At 61.1% G+C, this 20,825-nt stretch carries 19 protein-coding genes and 4 pseudogenes; 15 read left to right on the forward strand and 8 right to left on the reverse strand.

Annotated elements, in window-relative coordinates; translation table 11 throughout:
- Nucleotides 1–15 precede the first annotated feature (15 nt).
- The gene (locus BLW71_RS27010) at nt 16–195 is read right to left on the reverse strand and encodes a hypothetical protein (protein ID WP_286162120.1); all 180 of its coding nucleotides are present in this window, start codon (nt 193–195) and stop codon (nt 16–18) included.
- A gap of 508 nt (nt 196–703) precedes the next feature.
- A complete protein-coding gene (locus BLW71_RS27015; protein WP_091804037.1) occupies nt 704–1,402 on the reverse strand; it encodes a FadR/GntR family transcriptional regulator in 699 nt (232 codons plus the stop codon).
- A 555-nt stretch (nt 1,403–1,957) separates the two neighbouring features.
- Here BLW71_RS27015 and BLW71_RS27020 point away from each other — a divergent pair.
- The 5 genes from BLW71_RS27020 to BLW71_RS27040 all read left to right on the forward strand — a co-directional run bounded on the left by BLW71_RS27020 (nt 1,958) and on the right by BLW71_RS27040 (nt 7,821).
- Nucleotides 1,958–3,469: a sugar ABC transporter ATP-binding protein gene (locus BLW71_RS27020; RefSeq protein WP_286162217.1), complete on the forward strand. Its 1,512-nt coding sequence runs from the start codon at nt 1,958–1,960 to the stop codon at nt 3,467–3,469.
- Complete coding sequence (locus BLW71_RS27025; protein WP_091804043.1) at nt 3,466–4,482, forward strand: ABC transporter permease; 1,017 nt, start codon at nt 3,466–3,468, stop codon at nt 4,480–4,482. Before BLW71_RS27020 ends, BLW71_RS27025 begins: the two co-directional genes overlap by 4 nt.
- Nucleotides 4,483–4,563: 81 nt before the next feature.
- Complete coding sequence (locus BLW71_RS27030) at nt 4,564–5,508, forward strand: ABC transporter substrate-binding protein (RefSeq protein WP_091804046.1); 945 nt, start codon at nt 4,564–4,566, stop codon at nt 5,506–5,508.
- 109 nt (nt 5,509–5,617) lie between these two features.
- Nucleotides 5,618–6,628 carry a zinc-binding alcohol dehydrogenase family protein gene (locus BLW71_RS27035; protein WP_091804049.1) on the forward strand — a complete coding sequence of 337 codons (1,011 nt, stop codon included), beginning with the start codon at nt 5,618–5,620 and terminating at the stop codon, nt 6,626–6,628.
- Nucleotides 6,629–6,630: 2 nt separating this feature from the next.
- On the forward strand, nt 6,631–7,821 hold the full coding sequence (locus BLW71_RS27040; RefSeq protein ID WP_091804052.1) for a mannitol dehydrogenase family protein: 1,191 nt from the start codon (nt 6,631–6,633) through the stop codon (nt 7,819–7,821).
- Nucleotides 7,822–7,880: 59 nt separating this feature from the next.
- On the opposite strand, the pseudogene BLW71_RS42370 reads toward BLW71_RS27040, so the two are convergent.
- A pseudogene (locus BLW71_RS42370) lies at nt 7,881–8,278 on the reverse strand (IS6 family transposase); the annotation flags it as partial.
- A 530-nt stretch (nt 8,279–8,808) separates the two neighbouring features.
- Here BLW71_RS42370 and BLW71_RS27050 point away from each other — a divergent pair.
- The gene (locus BLW71_RS27050; protein ID WP_143048400.1) at nt 8,809–9,339 is read left to right on the forward strand and encodes a 4-hydroxythreonine-4-phosphate dehydrogenase; all 531 of its coding nucleotides are present in this window, start codon (nt 8,809–8,811) and stop codon (nt 9,337–9,339) included.
- Here the strand turns inward: BLW71_RS27050 and BLW71_RS27055 are convergent.
- The gene (locus tag BLW71_RS27055) at nt 9,326–9,817 is read right to left on the reverse strand and encodes an Lrp/AsnC family transcriptional regulator (protein ID WP_091804059.1); all 492 of its coding nucleotides are present in this window, start codon (nt 9,815–9,817) and stop codon (nt 9,326–9,328) included. The two genes, BLW71_RS27050 and BLW71_RS27055, sit on opposite strands and share 14 nt — an antisense overlap.
- A gap of 337 nt (nt 9,818–10,154) precedes the next feature.
- Between BLW71_RS27055 and BLW71_RS27060 the strand changes: the two genes are divergently transcribed.
- From BLW71_RS27060 to BLW71_RS27075, 4 genes are all read left to right on the forward strand, one after another.
- Complete coding sequence (locus BLW71_RS27060) at nt 10,155–10,823, forward strand: haloacid dehalogenase type II (RefSeq protein WP_091804062.1); 669 nt, start codon at nt 10,155–10,157, stop codon at nt 10,821–10,823.
- Nucleotides 10,824–10,847: 24 nt separating this feature from the next.
- Nucleotides 10,848–12,062: a phosphotransferase gene (locus BLW71_RS27065; RefSeq protein ID WP_218157135.1), complete on the forward strand. Its 1,215-nt coding sequence runs from the start codon at nt 10,848–10,850 to the stop codon at nt 12,060–12,062.
- 126 nt (nt 12,063–12,188) lie between these two features.
- Entirely contained in the window at nt 12,189–13,505 is a 1,317-nt protein-coding gene (locus tag BLW71_RS27070) for an aspartate aminotransferase family protein (RefSeq protein WP_177205191.1), read from the forward strand.
- 223 nt (nt 13,506–13,728) lie between these two features.
- Nucleotides 13,729–14,481 carry a cupin domain-containing protein gene (locus BLW71_RS27075; RefSeq protein WP_091808942.1) on the forward strand — a complete coding sequence of 251 codons (753 nt, stop codon included), beginning with the start codon at nt 13,729–13,731 and terminating at the stop codon, nt 14,479–14,481.
- Here the strand turns inward: BLW71_RS27075 and BLW71_RS41155 are convergent.
- Nucleotides 14,442–14,570 (reverse strand): annotated as a pseudogene (locus tag BLW71_RS41155) (IS6 family transposase); the annotation flags it as partial. The gene BLW71_RS27075 and the pseudogene BLW71_RS41155 sit on opposite strands and share 40 nt — an antisense overlap.
- Between BLW71_RS41155 and BLW71_RS27080 the strand changes: the two are divergent.
- Nucleotides 14,531–14,722: pseudogene (locus BLW71_RS27080) on the forward strand (DDE-type integrase/transposase/recombinase); the annotation flags it as partial. The pseudogenes BLW71_RS41155 and BLW71_RS27080 overlap by 40 nt on opposite strands.
- On the opposite strand, the gene BLW71_RS42375 reads toward BLW71_RS27080, so the two are convergent.
- On the reverse strand, nt 14,703–14,930 hold the full coding sequence (locus BLW71_RS42375) for a phage integrase central domain-containing protein (RefSeq protein WP_286162121.1): 228 nt from the start codon (nt 14,928–14,930) through the stop codon (nt 14,703–14,705). The pseudogene BLW71_RS27080 and the gene BLW71_RS42375 overlap by 20 nt on opposite strands.
- 12 nt (nt 14,931–14,942) lie before the next feature.
- Complete coding sequence (locus BLW71_RS42380) at nt 14,943–15,191, reverse strand: Arm DNA-binding domain-containing protein (protein ID WP_286162122.1); 249 nt, start codon at nt 15,189–15,191, stop codon at nt 14,943–14,945.
- A gap of 474 nt (nt 15,192–15,665) precedes the next feature.
- Here BLW71_RS42380 and BLW71_RS27090 point away from each other — a divergent pair.
- Nucleotides 15,666–16,658 (forward strand): annotated as a pseudogene (locus BLW71_RS27090) (IS5 family transposase).
- 216 nt (nt 16,659–16,874) lie between these two features.
- Here BLW71_RS27090 and BLW71_RS27095 read toward each other — a convergent pair.
- Nucleotides 16,875–17,720, reverse strand: a complete 846-nt coding sequence (locus tag BLW71_RS27095; protein WP_091804067.1) for a helix-turn-helix transcriptional regulator — start codon at nt 17,718–17,720, stop codon at nt 16,875–16,877.
- Between the two features lie 213 nt (nt 17,721–17,933).
- On the opposite strand from BLW71_RS27095, the gene BLW71_RS27100 reads away from it, so the two are divergent.
- The 3 genes from BLW71_RS27100 (at nt 17,934) to BLW71_RS27110 (ending at nt 20,813) form a co-directional block, all read left to right on the forward strand.
- On the forward strand, nt 17,934–18,806 hold the full coding sequence (locus tag BLW71_RS27100) for a PhzF family phenazine biosynthesis protein (protein ID WP_091804069.1): 873 nt from the start codon (nt 17,934–17,936) through the stop codon (nt 18,804–18,806).
- A gap of 4 nt (nt 18,807–18,810) precedes the next feature.
- Nucleotides 18,811–19,740 carry an ornithine cyclodeaminase family protein gene (locus BLW71_RS27105; protein ID WP_091804072.1) on the forward strand — a complete coding sequence of 310 codons (930 nt, stop codon included), beginning with the start codon at nt 18,811–18,813 and terminating at the stop codon, nt 19,738–19,740.
- Between the two features lie 167 nt (nt 19,741–19,907).
- Nucleotides 19,908–20,813, forward strand: a complete 906-nt coding sequence (locus BLW71_RS27110) for a glutamate/aspartate ABC transporter substrate-binding protein (protein WP_091804075.1) — start codon at nt 19,908–19,910, stop codon at nt 20,811–20,813.
- The last annotated feature ends 12 nt before the right edge of the window (nt 20,814–20,825 follow it).

The following is a 20,825-nucleotide window of genomic DNA, read 5'->3' on the forward strand; positions in this document are numbered from 1 at the left end:
CATAGCGCGATGATTTCACTGAAAAACCCGGAAGGCAGTGCACGCGCGGCGCACCGAAGTCACGACCACGTCGCGATACGGCTTCCGTACACCGAGCACGTGATCAGGCCGATAGCCGGAGAAGAACGCGACGAACCTTCCCAGTTCCACGCCGTGCAAACCGAAGCCGTAAATTTCGCGAGCCATCTCGGCCATGCGGAACTTCGTGGGCGTGCCATGGCAGTACAAAAGCGATGTACGTTGGCTCGAAAGCGACCATGGTAATAGTCTCCTCGTAACGGTGAACCCTTAAGTTCCGTAGGGAGAAAAGCAAACTTCTTGTCGAGTATTTAACCAGCGCAAAAAGTCAGGATGTCGTTGATTTGAGCGGGTAAAAAGCGCAACCCACCCATTATTAGCAACGCTAACGGCATGATCTGCGGTGAATGGCCCAAGACGATTGCCAGATCAATGAGAACTCGAGAACTGTATTCGCGGCTGCCGAAACAGCTAGCCGTCTGCAGCGGAGTTGAAAGACTGAACGCGCGCAGTTTCAGCCGGTCCGCGATGACGTCGCGCTCGGGGGACTGCTTACAAAGAACAGCGCGCGTTAGAGGCGCCGCAGGAGCCGGCGAGTGTCAGCAATTGCAATCACCCTTGCCGTCCCAGGATTTTGCGTGAAGAAATTATCCGGACGCATGTGTGCAAATACGCTCACAGGGCATCATCCCGTCTCAGTCCACCGTATCTCAGATGCCTTCAGATGGCTGCGCATCGCAGATTGAGCAGCGAGCGGGTCGCGCTCCTCGAGCGCGCGATAAATCGTCTCATGTTCCGCGAGTGCCGCTGCCCAGGTTTGCCCCGTCTCCGCGTGACCGCTAAGGCGCGCTGAAATCGGACTGTGACGCTCGTCGAACAATTCGGTCACCATCCGGACCAGCACGAGATTGCCGGTCATCTCTGCGATACCCACGTGGAACGCGCGATCATGGTCGAGCGGAGAGCGCCCTGCCTTGATCTGCGAGCGCATCCCATCGAGCGTCTCGCGCAGGCGGGTCAACCGCTCCGGCGTAATCAGCGCGGCAGCCAGCACGATCAGCGAGCCTTCCAATACCGCGCGTGCCTGCATCAACTCGGACGGACTTTCGCCCAAGGCGACGGTTGCATTCGGCGAACGCTCGGGCGTCCGGCACACGTAGACACCGGAGCCCTGGCGAATCTCAACGGAGCCCGCAATCTCCAGTGCGATCAGCGCTTCTCGCAGTGAGGGCCGCGAAACGCCCAGTTGCTGGGCGAGATCACGCTCGGGAGGCAAACGTGCGCCCTGGGCGAAGCCACCCGACTGGATAAGCGCCCGTATCTGGTCGGCGATGTGCTGATAGAGACGTTTCGTCTCGACCTGTTTGAGTTGGGTGCCTGTCAAATGTCCTCCCTAGAAACCGTGTGTCGCCCACCGTGCGATTGGCCGCGCCGCCTTTTTGGTCAGGCCAATTAGCCTAGATTTGACTTGATAGAGATTATAGGCCACCCGTCTGCTTGACCGTCAACTAGCCACCAGCGCTGGCTTCTGACGTGGGAGCCATGGGCCTATCGCGGCCAGCACCAGCCGCGAATACAGCTTAGTCTATCCATCCAAATCAAAAGTGGCTTGACCAATTCTCGCTGCGTACCTATGATTAATTTGCCCCCGCCGTTCGCTGCCGCACCGGTTAAGGGTTCGTTTCGCGAAGAACAAAACCACGTACCCGCCCACCGGCGGCGTCACGAATTGGAGACAGCCTTGCTGGAATTCTCGACACGGCCCGCGCCGCGCCGCGCTCTATTGGCGCGCCCGCATTCTGGTCATGCCCGCCTCGCAGTTGCTCCGGGCGAACATCGTACGTCTACCCCGTCCGCCCCTGTTTCGGCGTCCGAACCGGCAAACGCGCCGCCTGCCGATGCGCCCGCTCGCGCCTCACGGCCCGACGAGAACGGCGAGTTGTTGCGGCTCACGGGCGTGACCAAGCGCTTCCCGGGCGTCGTCGCACTGGACAGCGTCAGTTTCGACTTGCGGCGTGGTGAGGTTCATGCGGTATGCGGAGAAAACGGCGCGGGCAAATCCACGCTGATGAAAATCATCAGCGGCCAGTACCCGCCCGACGATGGCTCCATCATCTACAAGGGCAGCGAATGCCACTTCGCTTCGTCGCTCGACGCTCAAGCCGCAGGCATCGCCATCATTCACCAGGAGCTGAACCTGGTGCCGCACCTGTCGGTGGCTGAGAACATTTTTCTCGCCCGTGAACCGCGCCGTGGGGTATTCGTCGACCGGGCGCGTCTGCGCGCCGATGCGCAGCGCTGCCTCGACCGGCTCGGGGTCGACATCGCACCGGGAACACTCGTGCGCACGCTCCCGGTCGCGCAACGGCAAATGGTGGAAATCGCCAAGGCGCTCTCGCTGGACGCCGAAGTGCTGATCATGGACGAGCCCACGTCGTCCCTCACGGAGACGGAAACCCGCCAGCTCTTCAGGATCATTCACGAGCTGAAGCGCGCCGGCGTCGGAATCATTTATATCTCGCACCGGCTCGATGAAATGACCGAGATCGTCGACCGCGTCACCGTCATGCGCGACGGACGTTATGTGTCGACAGACGTGTTTCGCGAAACCACCATCGATAAGGTCGTCGCACGCATGGTCGGCCGTTCGCTCGAAGATAAGTTTCCGCCGCGCACGTCCGTTCCGACCGGGGAGGTCTTGCTGTCGGTCGATCAATTGACGCGCGCGAATGTCTTCGGACCCGTCAGCTTCGAATTGCGGCGCGGCGAGATCCTGGGTTTCGCCGGCTTGATGGGTGCGGGCCGAACGGAAGTGGCACGCGCGATCTTTGGCGCCGATCTGCCCGACAGCGGCACGATCAGGCTAGGTCACGAGACCCTTGCGATCCGCTCGCCGATCGACGCTATCCGGCACGGCATTGCGTACCTGTCCGAAGACCGCAAGGCCAACGGCCTGTCGCTCAACATGCCCGTCGCCAGCAATATCACGCTGGCCAACATGGATGCGGTCTCGAACCGCCTGGGATTTATACGCTTCGCAACCGAGGCCGCTGTTGCGAAACGCTACGTGGACGCACTGGGCATACGCACGCCAAGCGTCAGGCAGATCGCACGCAACCTGTCAGGCGGCAATCAGCAGAAGGTTGTCATCAGCAAGTGGCTGTTCCGCGATTCACGCGTGCTGTTCTTCGACGAGCCCACCCGCGGCATCGACGTCGGCGCCAAATTCGCGATCTACGAACTGCTCGACAAGCTGGCGGCGCAAGGCATCGGCGTGGTCATGATCAGCTCCGAACTGCCCGAGATTCTCGGCATGACGGATCGCGTGGCTGTTTTTCATGAAGGCGACCTCGTAACGATCCTCGAGACCCGTCAAACGAGTCAGGAAGAAATCATGCATTACGCCTCGGGACGCCAAGGCGCTTCGGACACCTCGGGAGCTTCGCAATGAGCACGCTTACACGTCCCAGCCCCTCGCTTGCCAGCGAACGGCGCAAGGATCTGATCCAGAAGTTTGCCGCCTTCGCCAGCCTGATTGTGATGATCCTGGTGTTCTCGTCCACGAGCGAGGCCTTCCATACCGTAGACAACGCGATGACCGTCGCGCTGCAGGTGACCTCGATTGCCTACCTTGGCGTCGCCGCGACCTGCGTCATCATCACGGGCGGCATCGACCTGTCGGTCGGCTCGGTGCTCGCGCTGTCCGGTGTCGTGGCGGCCCTCGCCGTGAAGGCCGGCATGCCGGTCACCGTCGGCATGCTGCTCGGCATCGTGATCGGCGCGTTGTGCGGCGCAGTGAACGGTCTGTGCGTCACGCGCATGCGCCTGCCGCCGTTTATCGCCACGCTCGGCATGATGCTAGTGGCCCGTGGCCTGGCACTGCAAATCACCGGCGCGCGCCCCGTGTCGGGGCTGGGTGAAGCCTTCGGCGTGCTCGGCAACGGCGCGTTGTTCAGGATCGAGACGATCGGGGCGGACGGCTTTCCGGACGTGAAGTTTCCAGGCATCCCCTACCCCGTGCTGCTGATGATCGTCATCGCCGTCGCCGTGTCGATCATGCTAAGCCGAACCACGCTCGGCCGGCATATTTACGCGGTCGGCTCCAACGCCGAAGCGGCCCGGCTGTCCGGCGTCAATGTCGCGCGCGTGACGATGTTCACGTATGTGCTCTCCGGTGCGCTTGCAGGCGTGACCGGCTGCGTGTTGATGTCGCGACTGCTCACCGCGCAGCCGAATGAAGGCGTGATGTACGAACTCGACGCGATTGCCAGTGCGGTGATCGGCGGCACCTCGCTGATGGGCGGCGTCGGCACGATTTCCGGCACGGCGATCGGTGCATTCGTGATCGGCATTCTGCGTAATGGGTTGAACATGAATGGAGTGTCGAGCTTCATTCAGCAAATCATCATCGGCCTGGTGATTCTGGGCACTGTCTGGATCGACCAGCTCCGCAATCGCCGGTGACATCCATCGGCGCTTCGGACCGGCTGGTCTGCAGCGCCGAGAAGTCCATGTACGACAACAAATCCTCACAGGAGTAGAGACATGCGCACATTCCAACTGAGCCTGCTGGCCGCCACCCTGATGCTGGCCACCGGACTTGCTCGCGCCGCCGGCGGCGAGATCGCGGTAATCGTAAAGACATCGAGTTCCAACTACTGGCAGAACGTCCAGAAGGGCGCGAATGCGGCAATGGGTCAACTCAAGGGCTACACGATGACTTTCCAGGGTCCGGCGGCGGAAACCGCCATTGCCGACGAGGTCAACATGGTCGAGAACGCGGTGAATCGCAAGGTGGCCGGTATCGTGCTCGCCCCGTCCGATCCGGACGCGCTCGTGCCCGCCGTCAAGAAGGCGTGGGAAGCCCATATCCCGGTCGTCATCATCGATTCCGCGCTCTCCGATTCCGGCAAGCAGTACTACCAGTCATTCCTCTCGACCGACAACAAGAAGGCGGGCGAACTGTGCGCCAAAGCGCTGATCGACCGCGTGGGCCAAAGCGGCAAGATCGCGATCATGTCCTATGTCGCCGGCGCGGGCTCGGAAATCGGCCGGGTGGGCGGATTCCGCGACTATCTGAAGGCACATTCGCAATTGCAGGTGGTGGGACCTTTCTATTCGAACTCGCAGATGGCGACGGCGCTCAACCAGACCACCGACACGTTGACCGCCAATCCCGACCTCAAAGGCATTTTCGGCGCGAATGAGCCAACCGCGGTCGGCATGGGTCGTGCGCTCGAACAGTCCGGCAAAGCCGGCAAAGTGGTGGCGATCGGCTTCGACGGCAATCAGGATCTGCAGGGTTTCATCAAGGACGGCACGCTTGCCGCCACCGCCGTGCAGGGCTCGTACCAGATGGGCGAGCTAGGCGTGAAGACGGTGGTCAATCTGATCGAGAAAAAGCCGGTGTCGAAGAACCTCGATACCGGTGTGGTGATGGTGACCAAAGGCAACATCGACAAACCTGAAGCGAAGAACGTGCTGTATTGATCATCCTGGCCGACCGGGCGGCTCGATATAAATCTCGCCCGGCCGCCGCTGCAAGACGTACTCGAACTAACGCTGCGCCGCTCGAAACGGCGACGAAATAAGGATTGCTATGCTTACGGTAATATGCGAGACGCCAGGAAAGCTGAGCGCACAGGAAAGGCCTAAACCCGAAACGGGAAAAAACGACGTGCTCTTACGCGTCAAGCGTGTTGGCGTATGCGGTACGGACTTGCATATTTTCACGGGAAATCAGCCTTATCTGGCCTATCCGCGCGTGATGGGCCATGAGTTGTCCGGCATCGTCGAACAGGCGCCGCCCCACAGCGGACTCGTTGCTGGCGATCAGGTCTTCGTGATGCCGTATCTGTCGTGCGGCCAATGCATTGCGTGCCGCCGCGGCAAGACCAATTGCTGCGTGAATATCCAGGTGTTGGGCGTGCATCGAGACGGTGCGTTCACCGAGTACCTGAGCGTTCCCGCGCAGTTCGTTCACAAGGCCGAAGGCATCACGCTCGATCAGGCGGCCATGGTCGAATTCCTTGCGATCGGCGCGCATGCGGTCAGGCGTGGCGACGTGAAGCAGGGTGAACGCGTGCTCGTAGTCGGCGCGGGGCCGATCGGCATGGCGGTTCTTACCTTCTGCAAACTGCGCGGTGCGACGGTGACCGTCCTCGATACGCGTGCGGACCGGCTAGATTTCTGCGTCAAACATCTAGGCGCCGCCGCAGCCGTGCAGATTGGCGACGGCGATCACGCGCAATTGTCGGAACAGACAGACGGCGACTTCTTTGATGTGGTGTTCGACGCAACCGGAAACCCCAAAGCAATGGAACGCGGCTTCCAGTTCATCGCCCATGGCGGCCGGTACGTTCTGGTTTCCATCGTGGCTGACACGATCACTTTTTCGGACCCGGAATTCCACAAGCGCGAAACCACCCTACTCGGCAGCCGTAACGCTACACTCGAGGACTTCGAAACCGTCATCAAGGCCATGCGGGCAGGCCATATCCCGGACCGCGCACTGAATACGCATCGACTTGCGTTAGCCGATGTCCCCGCTCAATTTGCGACACTGCTCGATCCTGCCGGCGGTGTCGTCAAAGCTATTGTGGAATGTTAGCGATGCGCCCTTCGCATGAGGAAGCACCAACCCTTGCCGCACCGCTCACGCAACCCATTCTGCAATTTGGCACAAGTCGTTTCCTTCAGGCACATGTCGATTTATTCGTCTCAGAGGCGCTCGAGTCGGGCCAACCAGGTGCGGCGCCAGGCGGCATTGCCGTAGTTCAGACCACAGAGAGCGCCGACAGCGCCGCGCGCGTCGCCGCGCTCGCGAACGGTCGCGGCTATCCGGTTCATATACGTGGACTGCATTCGGGCCGATTGATTGACGTAACACTCACAGGACGGGCGATTCGCCAGGCGGTACATGTGCGCAGGGATTGGGCGCGGATCCGCCAGACGATCTGCGGTCCGGTGCAGATCGTTGTCTCGAACACTGGGGACCAAGGCTATCAACTCGATGAACGCGATAACGCCAGCGATTTCGCGGACCCGAGCCGCGTACCACACAGTTTTCCTGCCAGACTGCTGTCCTTGTTGCACACTCGGTGGCAAAACCACCCCGAGGCGCCGCTATCACTCTTTCCCTGCGAGCTGATCGAAAAAAACGGCGAAGTGTTAAGAGGCATCGCCGTGGAATTGGCGTTGCGGTGGCAGATGCCCGAAGAATTCATCCGCTATCTGATTGACCATTGCGTATGGGCCAATTCGCTGGTCGACAGGATCGTGTCAGAGCCGATCCGGCCTGTGGGCGCGATCGCGGAACCGTATGCACTGTGGGCGATAGAACAGCAGCCACGGCTGCAGATACCGTGCGTACACCCTTCGATCGTGCTCACTCAGAATCTCCAGCATTTCGAGCGGCGCAAGCTGTTCCTGCTGAATCTCGGGCATACCTTTCTTGCCGAGCGCTGGTTACGCGAAGCTCGCGCAACTGACGAGACAGTCTGCGCTGCGATGAACGACCCTGTCCTACGCGCGGAACTCGAGACGGTCTGGCAACAGGAGGTCTTGCCGGTATTCGATCTCCTCGGTGAAGGAGATGATGCGTTGGCCTACGTCGCGCAGGTCCGCGAACGCTTGCTGAATCCTTTTCTCGCGCACCGCCTCGCCGATATTGCACAGAATCACGCGCAGAAGAAGCAGCGTCGGATTGCCCCATTGTTGGCGTTGGCGGCCTCCCTGATGCGAGCTACAGGCACGATAGTCGATCAACCACTTCTTACAGAAATGATGGCTGGCGACATCTGACGTTATCGGTATTGGCTGTTCGTGTTCCAGATCTCGCTTCAACGCATCTTCTCCGAGGCCCGATCGGTGACGATCTTGCGCGGCATCGAACTCGAGCGCGGCATATGCTTGAAAAACCGTTTGGCGGCGGCCTTGTCGTGTCGCTTTGTAGCAGGAGGTTGAGTTCGGCGCCCCGCTCGTCGACCACGCGGCACAGCAGGCACGGTTCACCACGCAGCGTAACGGACATCTCGTCCAGGTGCCACGTACCGCGCGACTTGCAGCGGGCTGCGTTCACCCTATCGGCAAAGCGTGCGCCGAACTTCTCGTACCAGCGGTGAATTGTTTCGTAGCTGACCGCCACGCCGCGCCCGAATAGCAACGCTTCAATGTCGCGCAGGCTGGACCGGTACCGGAAATACCACCGCACTGCATGGCTGACAATCGACGCCGGGAACCGGTGGCCGCATAGAGCGATTTCGTCATCGCATCATGTTACGTGAACGCCCCGCCAACGTGCCAGTACCGAGCGCCCCCTCAGTGCGAAGAATCAAAATGTGTGACCATCGGCATTTCCGTATTCGATGCCATCGTCCGCCTACAATCTGATGATGAGCCTCTTGCGTAACCATACTGGTGTGCCAGATTGATTTGCTCACGAGCCGTTTGTCTTGATGGTTGCCCCGGATTAAGACATTGCCGCTTCGCCTGGTCGCCGCGATCAATTCGCGTATGTGTCTCGACGCGCCAACTGCGCACCTGACTTGGCAGGGCCGCGTTGCAAATGGATCGAATGACCTGAACGCCGACCTATATCCGTCGCTTCAGCCACGCGTCCCCACTTCATTCTGACGTGACCGAGAACGACGCGACCGTCGCCGACATGCTAGCCACCTACGACAGTCTGCGCGACAGCCCGTTCGCTACGTCTGCTTCAAGGACATTGGCCTGCCGATCGCGGCGCTGAAGCAGCTTGCTCAGCGCATTCGCGCCGACGGCCGCAAGGTCATGCTCCAAGTCGTGGCGACGAGCCGCGAGGCCGAACTGGAATCGATCCGGGCCGCGCTCAAGATCGGCGTCGACTATCTGCTCGGAGGCCGTCACGTCGAAGACGCGCTGTTGCTTCTGCGCGGCTCGCAGTTGCGGTATTTCCCGTTCGCGGGTCGCACTGTCGCGCATCCGACCGTGCTTCAAGGAAAGATGGACGAAATCGTCGAGGACGCGCGCCGCATCGCATCGATTTCCGGTGTGCACGGGCTGGACCTGCTTGTGTATCGCTTCGCAGGCGAGGGCGATCCGGCCGAACTGACGAGGCACGTCGTCGAGGCCGTCGACGTGCCTGTCATTGCCGCAGGCAGCATCGACAGCGAAACGCGCGTGAAGGCGATGATTCATGCAGACACTTGGGGCTTCACCGTCGGCAGCGCGCTGTTACGCAAGCCTTCGTCGATCGCCGCCTGTCCGCCCAGATCGATACGATCTTCAAAAAATCGAGGGCGCGACCTGATGACGGGCGACCACAGCCTCACTTCGCGGTAAAGAGCGCCTCGAGACGATAGCGCCGCTTGACGATGGGCGATTCGACGATCACGTAGCTGAAGTACGTCTGGATGCCGACGTCGCGCTCGAGCAGCGCCTCGATCACGCTGTGGTAGTGCGCGATGTCGCGTGTCACGAACTTGATCAGATAGTCGTAGCCGCCCGTCGCGTGATGGCACTCCATGATCTCGTCGATGTCGCGAATGGCGTCGATAAAACGCACGAAGTCTTCGCGGCGGTGGTCCGCGAGCGTGATCTTGGCGAACACGATCTGGATGTCGCCGAGCTTCTCGATCTTCAACACCGCCCCGTAACCCACGATGAACCCGGCCGTCTCGAGCCGCCTGACGCGCGTGAGGCACGGGCTGGGCGACAGTCCAACGGCGTCGGACAGTTCCACGTTGGTCATGCGGCCACGCATTTGCAGCTCGGCGAGAATGCGCAAGTCCAGCCGGTCGAGTGTGCAATCCGTTTTCATCCCCGCCTTGCCTCCTTGCAATCAGGCGCCTCCATACGGGCGCCTCGGAGTGGTTCACGAGCTCAATAGTAGCCCGACACGCACGCCCGACGATAAGACGATCCTGCTATTTTCCCCGATTTTGCATCGCGTCACTCTCGCCGCAGGAACTGCCGTGAATCCCCTCGACAACGAGTAAAAACCTGTCTTTTCCCGTCATCAATTCGGTGTAACAGCGAAGTCGTTCCCGTTTAAATTTCATCTACTGACATTTCCATCGGTGCTTGCCCGAACTGGTGTGCGGCAAGCCCTTCATTCAAGAGTCCCTTGGGATTCGTTACGCATCGAGACTGAAGACATGATCGACTTCGAGCCAAAATTTATCACGTTCGACTGCTACGGCACCCTTGTCAACTTTCGCATGGCCGAAATGGCGCGCGAAATCTACGGGAACCGCCTTCACGGGGACGCGCTGGAGAACTTCGTCAAGCTGTTCGCCGCCTATCGCCGCGACGAAGTGCTCGGCGCCTGGAAACCCTACCGCCAGGTCGTCCTGAACGCCGTGCGCCGCACCTGCGAACGAACTGGCGTAACGTTCGCCGAAAGCGAGGCCGAAAAATTCTACCTGGCAGTGCCGACGTGGGGACCGCATCCGGACGTCCCCGAAGGTCTCTCGCGCCTCGCGAAGAAATACAAGCTGGTGGGCCTCACCAACGCGGACAACTCGCAGATCGCGAGCAACATCGAAAAGCTCGGGGCTCCGTTTCACGCCGTCATCACGGCCGAAGATGCCCAGGCCTACAAGCCGCGTATGCAAGGCTTCGAATACATGTTCAAGAAGCTTGACGTGCAGCCTCACGAAATCCTGCACGTCTCGTCGAGCCCGCGCTACGACCTGATGACAGCGCACGATCTCGGCATCGTGCACAAGGCGCACGTGCTGCGCGGCCACGAACCCGAAGCGCCGGAATACGGTTATACGGCCGTCAAGAGTATCGTCGAATTGGCCGAGCAGCTTGGCCTGTAAGCGACCTGCGTCTCCTTGACCGCCGTGTTCGACGGCGGCCAGGGATTCGCATCGCGCGACCGATGTGACGTCTGTCCGCAGGTCGACAGCGCGTCGGAAACGTCCAGCTCTACTGCAGTCCACCCTTCTCGCGTCGCATTGCCCATGTTCACGCCCAGCACTTCCGCAAGCTTATGCACAACGTCCTCCGTTGCGCTGGATACCCTGTTGGCGAGCGGCCTGTCGGTTAGCTTCCCACGCTTGAATGCATTCGACGCGCTCGCGATCATGCGCCGTGTCTATGGCATCGATGGCGCGGCGACACGATTTGCCACCGAGAAGGACGACACATTCCGCATCGACGCAAGCGACGGCGCGCGGTACGTACTGAAAGTCTCGAATCCCGGCGAGACGGCCGAAGAGCTCGATTTGCAGGTCGCTGCGATGCGCCACGTTGCCGCCGTCGCGCCCGACTTGCCGGTGCCACGCGTGCTGCCGGGTATCGGCGGACGATTCGTCGTACCCGTGGGGTCACCCCCGCAGCCGCCTCGTACGGCGAGGCTCTATAGCTATCTCGAAGGTCTGCCGCTGGACGCACTGCACGGCATCGCGGTCGATCATTGCGAGATCGGTACGGTGCTGGCGCGGCTGCAACGGGCCATGGCCAGTTTTCGCCATCCGCACCAGCACCGCGTGCTCGCCTGGGACGTGAAGCATCTGGCAAGTCTCGCGGGCTTGCAGACCCATATCGCCGATCCCTCGCATCGTTCCCTCATCGGGGAGGCGTTCGCGCGCTTCGCCGAGATCGAGCCGACACTGCGCCACTGTCCCGCGCAAGTCGTACACAACGACTTCAACCGCTCGAACATCGTCGCGACCCCGGGCGGCCGGAGCTTCGTCAGCGGAATCATCGACTTCGGCGACACTGTGCATACCGCGGTAGCGATCGACGTGGCCACGGCGGTCATGAACCAGTTCCCGATGGACTTCGATGCCGACGGCCCGCACGACCTCTTCGATCAGGCCCGCGAACTCCTGCGCGGCTATCTCGTCCATGCGCAACTGAGCGCCGACGAATTGCGCCTGATTCCGCACCTCGCCATGGCGCGCGTCGCGGCGCGGGCCTTACTCACGTCATGGCGAGCGATGCTGTTTCCGGAGAACGAAGCGTACATCCTGCGTTTCACCCGGCCCGGATGGGAGCATCTGCGCTGGTTAGCGCAGCGCGACCCCGAGACGGTTTCCAACGCCTTGCTCTAGTTCTTCCATCGCCCCGCTCACCTCACCGATCCTGACCGCCCTATGAATACCACCTCCACGTCGCAGCCGGCCGCTCATACCGAGGCCCTCGGTACCAGCAAAACCCACGACGCACTGCGCGGCGACATGCCGAACGGCTTCGATCCGGCGTCGCTCGACCACCTCGACGCCGCCGCGCAACGGCACATCGCGCGTCGCTTAAGGCTGCTCAGTCCGTCGTATCGATTGTTCTACGCCGAGCCCGTCAAAATCGTGCGCGGCGAGAAGGTCTATCTGTACGACGACCAGGGCAACGACTATCTCGATGCCTACAACAACGTTGTCTGCGTCGGGCATGCCAATCCGCGCATCGTCGATGCCGTCACCCGCCAGCTCTCGACGCTCTGCACGCATACCCGCTATATGCAGGAGCCGATCCTCGACTACGCCGAGGACCTGCTCTCGACGTTCAACACGTCGATCCGCGCAGGCCAGATGATGTTCACCTGCACCGGCTCCGAGGCCAACGACCTGGCCACGCGCATCGCGATGCAGTACACCGGCAAGACCGGCGTGATCGTGACCAGCGAGGCCTATCACGGCAACTCACACCTGACCTCGAGCTTTTCACCGTCGCTGGGTCGGAGGGCCTTGCTGGGTCCCTACGTGCGCACGGTGCCGGCTCCCGACTCGTACAGGATGACGCCTTCGGAGATCGGCCAGCGCATGGCCGGACAGGTTGAGATGCAGATTGAGGACATCCGACGTCACGGCGGCGGTCTGGCTGCGTTCATCGCCGATTCGTTCTTCTCGTCGGATGGCGTGTTCGCCCACCCGACCGATGTACTCGCACCGGTAGCCGAGGTGGTGCGCCGCGCCGGCGGGCTGTTCATCGCGGACGAGGTGCAGTCCGGCTTCGGGCGCAGCGGTACGCATATGTGGGGGCATGAGCGCCATGGAGTCGTGCCCGACATTGTCACGCTCGGCAAACCGATGGGCAACGGCTATCCGGTTGCGGGCCTGGTCGTGCGCCCCGAAGTCGTCGCAGGCTTCGGGCAGGACATGCGCTACTTCAACACCTTCGGCGGCAATTCGGTCGCGATCGCGGCCGCGCAGGCCACGCTCGACGTGCTGCGCGACGAGCACGTGCTCGACAACGCGCAGCGGGTCGGCGCGATCCTGCTCGAGGGCTTGAACACACTGGCAAGGAAATACGAATGCATCGGCGACGTGCGCGGCACGGGCCTGTATTTCGGCGTCGAGATCGTGCACGATCGCGCGAAGAAGGACACCGACATCGCGACGGCGCTCAAGATCGTCAACGGCTTGCGCCAGCGGCGCGTGCTGATTTCCGCGACCGGGCCGGACGCGAGTGTGCTGAAGATCCGCCCGCCGCTGGTCTTTGGCGCTAACGATGCCGACCGCCTGTTGACGGAGTTGGACACGGTGCTTGCCGCACTGTGATCGTCGCTGACTGGCCGTGTGAACGTGTCCGATCGTCGGCAAGCGGCCCGACGAGCGCAATTAGGCCCACGCGGAAGTCTCCGCGGTCGGGTGGGCTCCGACAGGCTTTCGGCCAGTAAGCGGAATTTAACGCCCACGTGTTGGACGTTTAACCATCTGGAGACGGTTCGCGCCGCATAATTAGCTAGGCGAATCATCATCCAAGCCATTCATGGGAGCAAAAGTGACCGCAGTATTCGTATTGCACCGCGCCGACGGTGCGCCTGCTTCGACCGCCTTCCGCAGGGGAGCTTTCGGCCAGAACGATCCGTTCGCACGTAATCGCGAGATCGCGTGGGAAGGACCGGACGCGATGGCCACCGGCCGCGTCAGCTTCATCGGCGAGCTCGACGTGGCGAGTTTTCCCCACATCGAAACGATCGTCGTCATGGAAGGCTCGCTCACACTGGAAGCGGCCGGCATGGCGCCGCTGGTGCTGGGCCCGCAAGAGGGTGCGGTGATCGGCAAGGGTACTGCGCTTCGCTTCAGGGCGCGAGCGCGCTCGCTTTTCGTGTTCTGCGCCGCGGCTTGCAGGAGGCCGACAAAGACAGGCCTCGTCCCGTTGCGCGCGCAAGCCGACTTCAAGCCATCTGCAACGCTTCCTGCAGAGGTACTACTGGGCCCGGCTCCCGAATGCCGTAGCGACAACGTGTTCACCGACGACGACGCGCAATACAAAGCGGGTACATGGGATTCGACGCCTTACCATCGGATCGTCCGCCCGCATCGCGTCAACGAGTTCATGCATCTCCTCGCCGGCGGCGTGCGATTCGCCGCGCCTGACGGCAGCGTGCTGTCGCTCGGCGCCGGCGACGCGCTCTTCGTGCCGCAGGGTGCGTCGGTCGGATGGGAAAGCAGCGAACGCGTGGCGAAGTTCTACGTTACGCAAACCGTCGAGGCCGTTATTTCCTCGACATTTCGCAAGCTCAACGAGTAGGCCACATACCACCGCACGCACAGAAGTATCACGTCCAGAGGATAGTGCAGGCTTCCTGTTGCGGGCGCATCGCGACAAGGCGGCAGCACGCCGTTACTTCGAGAAAGCCATCGATGAGAACGGGACTCCCGAGACCGTAACCATCGATAAGAGCGGGGCGAATCTGGCCGCCCTCCAGTCCATCGACGCCGAGCGGGAAACGCCCATCAAGGTCCGGCAGGTCAAGTATCCGAACAACGTACGCGGCGCGCGGTCTCCGCCTTTTTCGTCCAGATCGGCTGGAGAATCCGCACGATCATCGCGGTATCGATGTCACGCACCCGGACTTCGCCAGTCACAGGATACGCGTATGTGCTGAGTGTGTTGCGCCACTGCTGGACATGCTCGCGATTGCGCCACTGAGCTTCCTGTACACGGATAAACGCTTCGGCTGCCTCACGGAACGTCACGTTGGCATCCGATTAGATATCGAGCAACTGTCTACGCTGCTGCCCTCGCCGCGCAAGGATGGGATCAATCAGGTCTCTGACCATGTCACGGTATCCGGCGGCCAGTTTCCGCGCCTCGCCAAGCGAGACGCGCGAACGCGGTCCGAGGCCCATCTCCCGCACGCGCCCGCTAAGCTTGAACCGAAACACCCATGAACGCGCACCGCTGTCAGCGATCTGCATATAGAGACCTCCGCCGTCCGCATAATGGCCCAGGGCCACCTCCTTTGCGACCTCTATTCCTACCCACGAAACCCATCCCGCTACCCATACTTCGTGAGGAAATTGTGCGGGACGTTACCGGTAGCCGCAAGCGTACCGTTACCCATAAACGGCTTTAAAATCAGCAACCTGGAGGATGTCTGCGGAAGATATTGGATTGCCCGGGAAACCTTGCCGGGCGGAAGGCAGCCGATTCCAACAGTTGTGCGGAAAGCCCCGCCAGGTTTGACTCCCGCTCTGGCTTACAACAGCCTACCCATCATCCTACCCATACTGCAAATAAATGGCGCCAGACACCGCAAACTGGCGCGCATGTCGCTTTCATCCCAGTCCTTCTGGCGCAATCTTGAATCCCCACTCGATTGGGAATCGAAGCGTGGACCCTAGGGAAACGCTGATTGATCAGGCTCGGCGGTCATCGATGAGATAGCCGAGGACGTTGTAGAAAGGAGTTCACGGATCGGACCCACGACGATGCAGTGGCAGATCGGTTTTGCAGAAGCGGAAAGTGCGGGCAAGAAGCGGGTGACCAGGCGTCAACGCTTTCTCGCCGAGATGGAGAAGGTCGACCCTTGGTCGCGACTGCTGTGGGTCATCGAGCCGTATTACCCGAAGGGCGAACGAGGCCGGCCGCCGATTGGCCTGGAACGGATGCTGCGGATCTACTTCCTGCAACAGTGGTACGGGTTGTCGGACGAAGCGCTGGAGGACGCGCTGTACGACAGCATTGCGATGCGCGCCTTCGCCGGCATCGACCTGGCCGTCGGGAACGCGACGGATGCAACGACGCTGTTGAAGTTCCGTCGTCTGCTGGTCGAGCATGACCTGACGCGAAAGTTGTTCGACGAGATCGGCATCTCGCTGTGTGAGCGCGGACTGATGATGAAGGAAGGCACGCTGGTCGACGCGACGATCATCGAAGCGCCGCCGTCGACCAAAACCGCTGAGAAGAGCCGGGATCGGGAGATGCATCAGACGAAGAAGGGCAACGAGTGGCACTTCGGGATGAAGGCCCACATCGGAGTGGATGCCGATTCGGGCCGGGTGCATAGCTTGGTGGGCACAGCGGCCAACGTGTCGGATGTGTCGCAGGCCCACGTCCTGCTTCACGGGCATGAAGAGGAAGCTATTGGCGACGCGGGCTACCTTGGCGTGGACAATCGCGACGAGGTGAAAGGCAAGCCGGTGAAGTGGCGTGTAGCGGCTAAGCGCGGAAAGATCAAGGCGATCCAGGAAGGTCCCCTGAAGAACCTCGTGATCGAGGTCGAGCGCACCAAGGCGCAGATCCGCGTACGGGTCGAGCATCCCCTTCATGTCGTGAAGAACCTGTTTCGTCATCAGCAGGTCCGCTACAAGGGTCTAGCGAAGAACTCCGCGTAGCTGTTCAGTCTGTTCGCGCTGGCGAACCTGGTGATCGCGAAAAATCAGCTGCTGTCGACTCATGGGAGCAATCCGTCATGTGTGTGAAAAACGTGGATAGTGAGGCCCGAATACGAGCGAAACTTAGCTCGCGTGTCGTCAAATTCCTTCGTCAATCTGAAAATTCCAACCCGCCCCTTCCGTTATACGGACGACGGGCTCATTGATCAGCGTTTCCCTAGCAGTTGCACTCATCAACGCTGTGCGCCGCACGCTAACAGGCGCTGCCAAGTCGCAAAAACTCATGTTCCGCTCAAGTACCCGTCATGCCCTGAGCGTGTGGGGCGCAGGCAGACCAAACTTGTTGAATAATCTCGCCAGATAGGACGGCGATTCGATTCCGACGCTCATGGCCGCCGATAGCACCGTCGTGCCCGGTACATTCAGGAGCACCGCGGCCCTCGCCACGCGTTGACGCATCTGATATTCGGTAATGCTTTGGCCCGCTTCCTCCCGAAAGAGTCGCGTCAGATGACGCCGCGACAACCCGAACTCGAACGCGACCGTGTCGATGTCGACGCGCTCCGCAAGCATCGCGTCGAGATAGCCCTTGATCTGGCCGACCAGTTCCTCGCGCGACGGCTCAGCATCGGCACTGCTTTTCGCACCGCTCAACGCCGCATCTACACACGCCGACGCGATAAGCCGGTCGATCAGGTCGAGTCGATAACGGGGCAGTTCACCACTCGGCTCCGTCGCCGCTTTCGCGTCCGATCGGGCTAACTGGTTTTGCAATTGCAGCGCGCCCAACAGCGCGGACGATGGCGCGCAATATCGCGGCGCTTCGCCGCTCGCCATCGCGCCATTTGCCTTGCGCGCGCAAAACGACACGAAATCCCGCTGCACGTAGACCGCTGTATGGCAATGCTCGCCGCGATTGCTCGCGGTTTCGTGGAAACGCCGCGCCGGCACTACTGCGAGCACACTGGCGCTGATACGTTGCGCGTGTTTCGAATGCTCCGAATTCAGCGTCAACGCGCCGCGCTGCGGAAGCAGAAACATGAACTCTTCATGCTCATGCCACGACGTTGCGTAGCCCGCCATCGTAATACGGCAGGTCGCCGACACGCGATCGGCGGGAATGTGCGAACTAGCGGTTTGATAAAACATAGCGGGTCCTACAGGTCGGTTCGAGGCGGGTGGCGGGGAATCGCGCGCGCTGCCCGCAAGTAGCCATGGCCCAATAGTGCGAGTGTTTCGGCCCAAATGGAAGCGAAGAAAAAAAACCGATGGCGCATGCTGCGAAGCATGAGAGACCGGGCTTCGGTCCGGCTTGACGAAACGCGACGCACCGCCGGTGCGGCAGAACAAGGAAACGCTCGCATGCACAACGTACAACCAGTACACCTTGTACGGGTATTTTCTTCCACCGACGACGGCGGCAATCCGGCCCCCGTTGCACTCGACGCAAACGGCTGGTCCGATACGCAGATGAAAGGTGTGGCCCGCGCCTACGGTCACGAAAGCGCCTTCGTGATGCGCGCTGCCGATCCGCGTCACGACTTCCGTTTCCGCTTCTTCGTGCCCAATCACGAGATGGAGATGTGCGGACACGCGACGCTGGGCGCATTATGGCTGCTGCGTCGCACTGGTGCGTGGCGCACGGACGCAGCGCGGATCGAGACCCTGAGCGGCACTGTCGAAGCGCGTTACGCCGCGTCCGACGCGCGTATCGAAGTCAGCCAGCCTGCGGGACGCGTCGAGCCGGTAAATGATGCCGCGCTGATTGCTCAAACGCTCTATGCATTAAACCTGAAGCCGGACGATCTGTTGCCGCTCGCCATCGTCAACGCCACGACAAGCCGCACTAAAACGCTGGTGCCGATCCGCACGACGACGCGGCTGAACGCAATCGCCCCGAATCTGGACTATATCGAATCCGTATGCGACGCATTGTCGTCGACTGGCCTATATCCATTTTCGTTCGACGCCGATGCGGCGCACGTATTCGAAGCACGGCAGTTTCCCCGGGCATCCGGCTATCCGGAAGACGCGGCGACCGGCATCGCGGCCGCCGCGCTGCTGTTCGGCGCGCATCGCTATGGACTCGTCGCGGCGGCCGATCGCGGGATCGTCGTGCATCAAGGCGTTGCGATGGGACGGCCATCCGCGATCGCCGTGAACTTCCGCGATCCGGCCGACGCGAGCCTGGGTTGCTGGCTAAGCGGCTCGGTTAGCCTGATCGAGGAGGCATGAGTCCATGCTCCATTCCACAAAGCTTTACAGCAATACGCAGATTGCAGCCGTTCTGAGCGGCAGCGACGCCCTCACCGCGATGCGCGCCGCGCACGAAGCAATCTATCGCGGCAACGCCGCGGTGCAAGCGCGCAGCCGCATCGCGCTGACCGACGCCAAGTTCAGCACGATGTCCGCGATCCTCGCCACCGAACGCGTCGCGGCGGTGAAACTGTACACGACACTCGCCGGCCAGTTCCGCTTTTACATCGCGCTGATGTCGCTCGACGACGGCCGCATGCTCGCGTTGATGGAAGGTGACGAACTCACGCGCCTGCGGACCGCCGCGACAACCGTGCTGGCCGCCACCCATCTTGCTCGCGCAAACAGCCGCTGGTTGGGCGTAGCCGGTTGCGGCGTGCAGGCACGCGCACATGTGGAGTTGTTCATCGAGTCGTTCGGACTCGAACAAGTGTCGGTGTTTGCGCCGGATACGGACGAAGCAACCGCTTACGCGCAATCGCTGCGTGAGCGCTTCGGCATCAATGCGCATGCAGCTAGCGCCGAACACGCAGCCAGCGCCGACATCGTCGTGCTCGCGACGCGCGCATCGACACCCGTAATTCACGGCGTATCGCTGCAGCCGGGCTCGTTCGTCGCGAGCATCGGCGCGACCCGCCCAGATCAGCGCGAAATGGACGACGCATGCATCGAGCGGGCGACTGAAGTCGTGGTCGACTGGACCGGGCAAGCGCTGGCCGAATCGGGAGACTTCTTGTTGCTCCATCCCGCGGTGCTCGCCAGTAAAAAGGTTGCCGATCTCGCCGACGTGGTCGGTAGCGGTCGCCGACGCGCGCTCGATTGCTTGGGCGTCGTTGTCTACAAGGCGGTCGGCAACGCGCTGCAGGACGCGGCGATCGCAGCGCTGGCCTATGCCCGCTTAAATTCCAACTAACTATTCCATTTCCGCAATGCAGCTTGCGCGATCAGCATCGTGCGCCATTTTTGCCGTCGCTATATTGCGCTCACTGCCGTAGGAGCGGTTTGCAGCGTCGCATGAAATGCAAATCGTCCCGATGAAATCCACTCTCTCTTTGACCCATGTGCTGAGGTAAGCAAAGCATGAAAACGATCAGAAGCATCATTGGTGCAGTCGTTGCCGGAACCGCCATCGTTGTGTGTCAACTGGCTGCCGCGCAGGACCTCGGTCCGACGCTCGACAAGATCAACTCGGCGGGTGTCATCGTCATCGGCCATCGCGAAGCGTCGATTCCATTCTCGTACTACGACGGCAATCAGAACGTGGTGGGATTTTCGCAAGATCTGTGTCAGAAAGTCATCGACGCCGTCAAGACGAAACTCGGCAAGCCGAGTCTTACAGTGCGCCTCGTGCCGGTCAACTCGCAGAACCGCATTCCGCTGCTGCAGAACGGCACGATCGATATCGAGTGCGGCGTGACGACAAACACCAATGCGCGTCATGCGCAGGTCGCTTTCTCCGACACGATCTTTCTCGCATTGACACGCCTGCTGGTGAACAAGAATTCGGGCATCGCGGACTTCGGCGACCTGGCGAACAAGACCGTCGTCACCAATGCCGGTACAACCGCGGAATCAATCATCCGCCGGATGAACGTCGACAAGAAACTGAACATGAACATCATCTCGACGAAGGACTACGGCGAGTCGTTCCTGACACTCGAAACGGGGCGCGCTAAAGCGTCCATGCTCGACGATGTCCTGCTGTCCGGCGCACGCACCACCTCCCGCAAACCGGACGACTGGATCGTGACCGGCACGCCGCAATCGAAAGAACCGTACGCCTTCATGATGCGCAAAGACGATCCTGCGTTCAAGGCGCTGGTGGACGGCACGCTGTCGAAGGTCATGACCTCTGGCGAGATCAACACGATCTATGCGAAGTGGTTCCAGAAGCCGGTGCCGCCGAAGGGGATCAACTTCAACTTTGCGATGACGCAGCAGTTGCGCGGGCTGTACGCGCATCCCGACGACCAGGCCGCATATTGATGTAAAGCGATT

Source organism: Burkholderia sp. WP9 (assembly GCF_900104795.1).
Taxonomy (GTDB): domain Bacteria; phylum Pseudomonadota; class Gammaproteobacteria; order Burkholderiales; family Burkholderiaceae; genus Paraburkholderia.

Coding starts and splice junctions, on each gene's coding strand:
- BLW71_RS27040 (WP_091804052.1), top strand. CDS start 6,631: ATGCGCCCTTCGCATGAGGAAGCACCAACCCTTGCCGCACCGCTCACG.
- BLW71_RS27070 (WP_177205191.1), top strand. CDS start 12,189: ATGCCGAACGGCTTCGATCCGGCGTCGCTCGACCACCTCGACGCCGCC.
- BLW71_RS27030 (WP_091804046.1), top strand. CDS start 4,564: ATGCGCACATTCCAACTGAGCCTGCTGGCCGCCACCCTGATGCTGGCC.
- BLW71_RS27025 (WP_091804043.1), top strand. CDS start 3,466: ATGAGCACGCTTACACGTCCCAGCCCCTCGCTTGCCAGCGAACGGCGC.
- BLW71_RS27110 (WP_091804075.1), top strand. CDS start 19,908: ATGAAAACGATCAGAAGCATCATTGGTGCAGTCGTTGCCGGAACCGCC.
- BLW71_RS27060 (WP_091804062.1), top strand. CDS start 10,155: ATGATCGACTTCGAGCCAAAATTTATCACGTTCGACTGCTACGGCACC.
- BLW71_RS27100 (WP_091804069.1), top strand. CDS start 17,934: ATGCACAACGTACAACCAGTACACCTTGTACGGGTATTTTCTTCCACC.
- BLW71_RS27095 (WP_091804067.1), bottom strand. CDS start 17,720: ATGTTTTATCAAACCGCTAGTTCGCACATTCCCGCCGATCGCGTGTCG.
- BLW71_RS27050 (WP_143048400.1), top strand. CDS start 8,809: ATGCTCCAAGTCGTGGCGACGAGCCGCGAGGCCGAACTGGAATCGATC.
- BLW71_RS27105 (WP_091804072.1), top strand. CDS start 18,811: ATGCTCCATTCCACAAAGCTTTACAGCAATACGCAGATTGCAGCCGTT.
- BLW71_RS27055 (WP_091804059.1), bottom strand. CDS start 9,817: ATGAAAACGGATTGCACACTCGACCGGCTGGACTTGCGCATTCTCGCC.
- BLW71_RS27010 (WP_286162120.1), bottom strand. CDS start 195: ATGGCCGAGATGGCTCGCGAAATTTACGGCTTCGGTTTGCACGGCGTG.
- BLW71_RS27035 (WP_091804049.1), top strand. CDS start 5,618: ATGCTTACGGTAATATGCGAGACGCCAGGAAAGCTGAGCGCACAGGAA.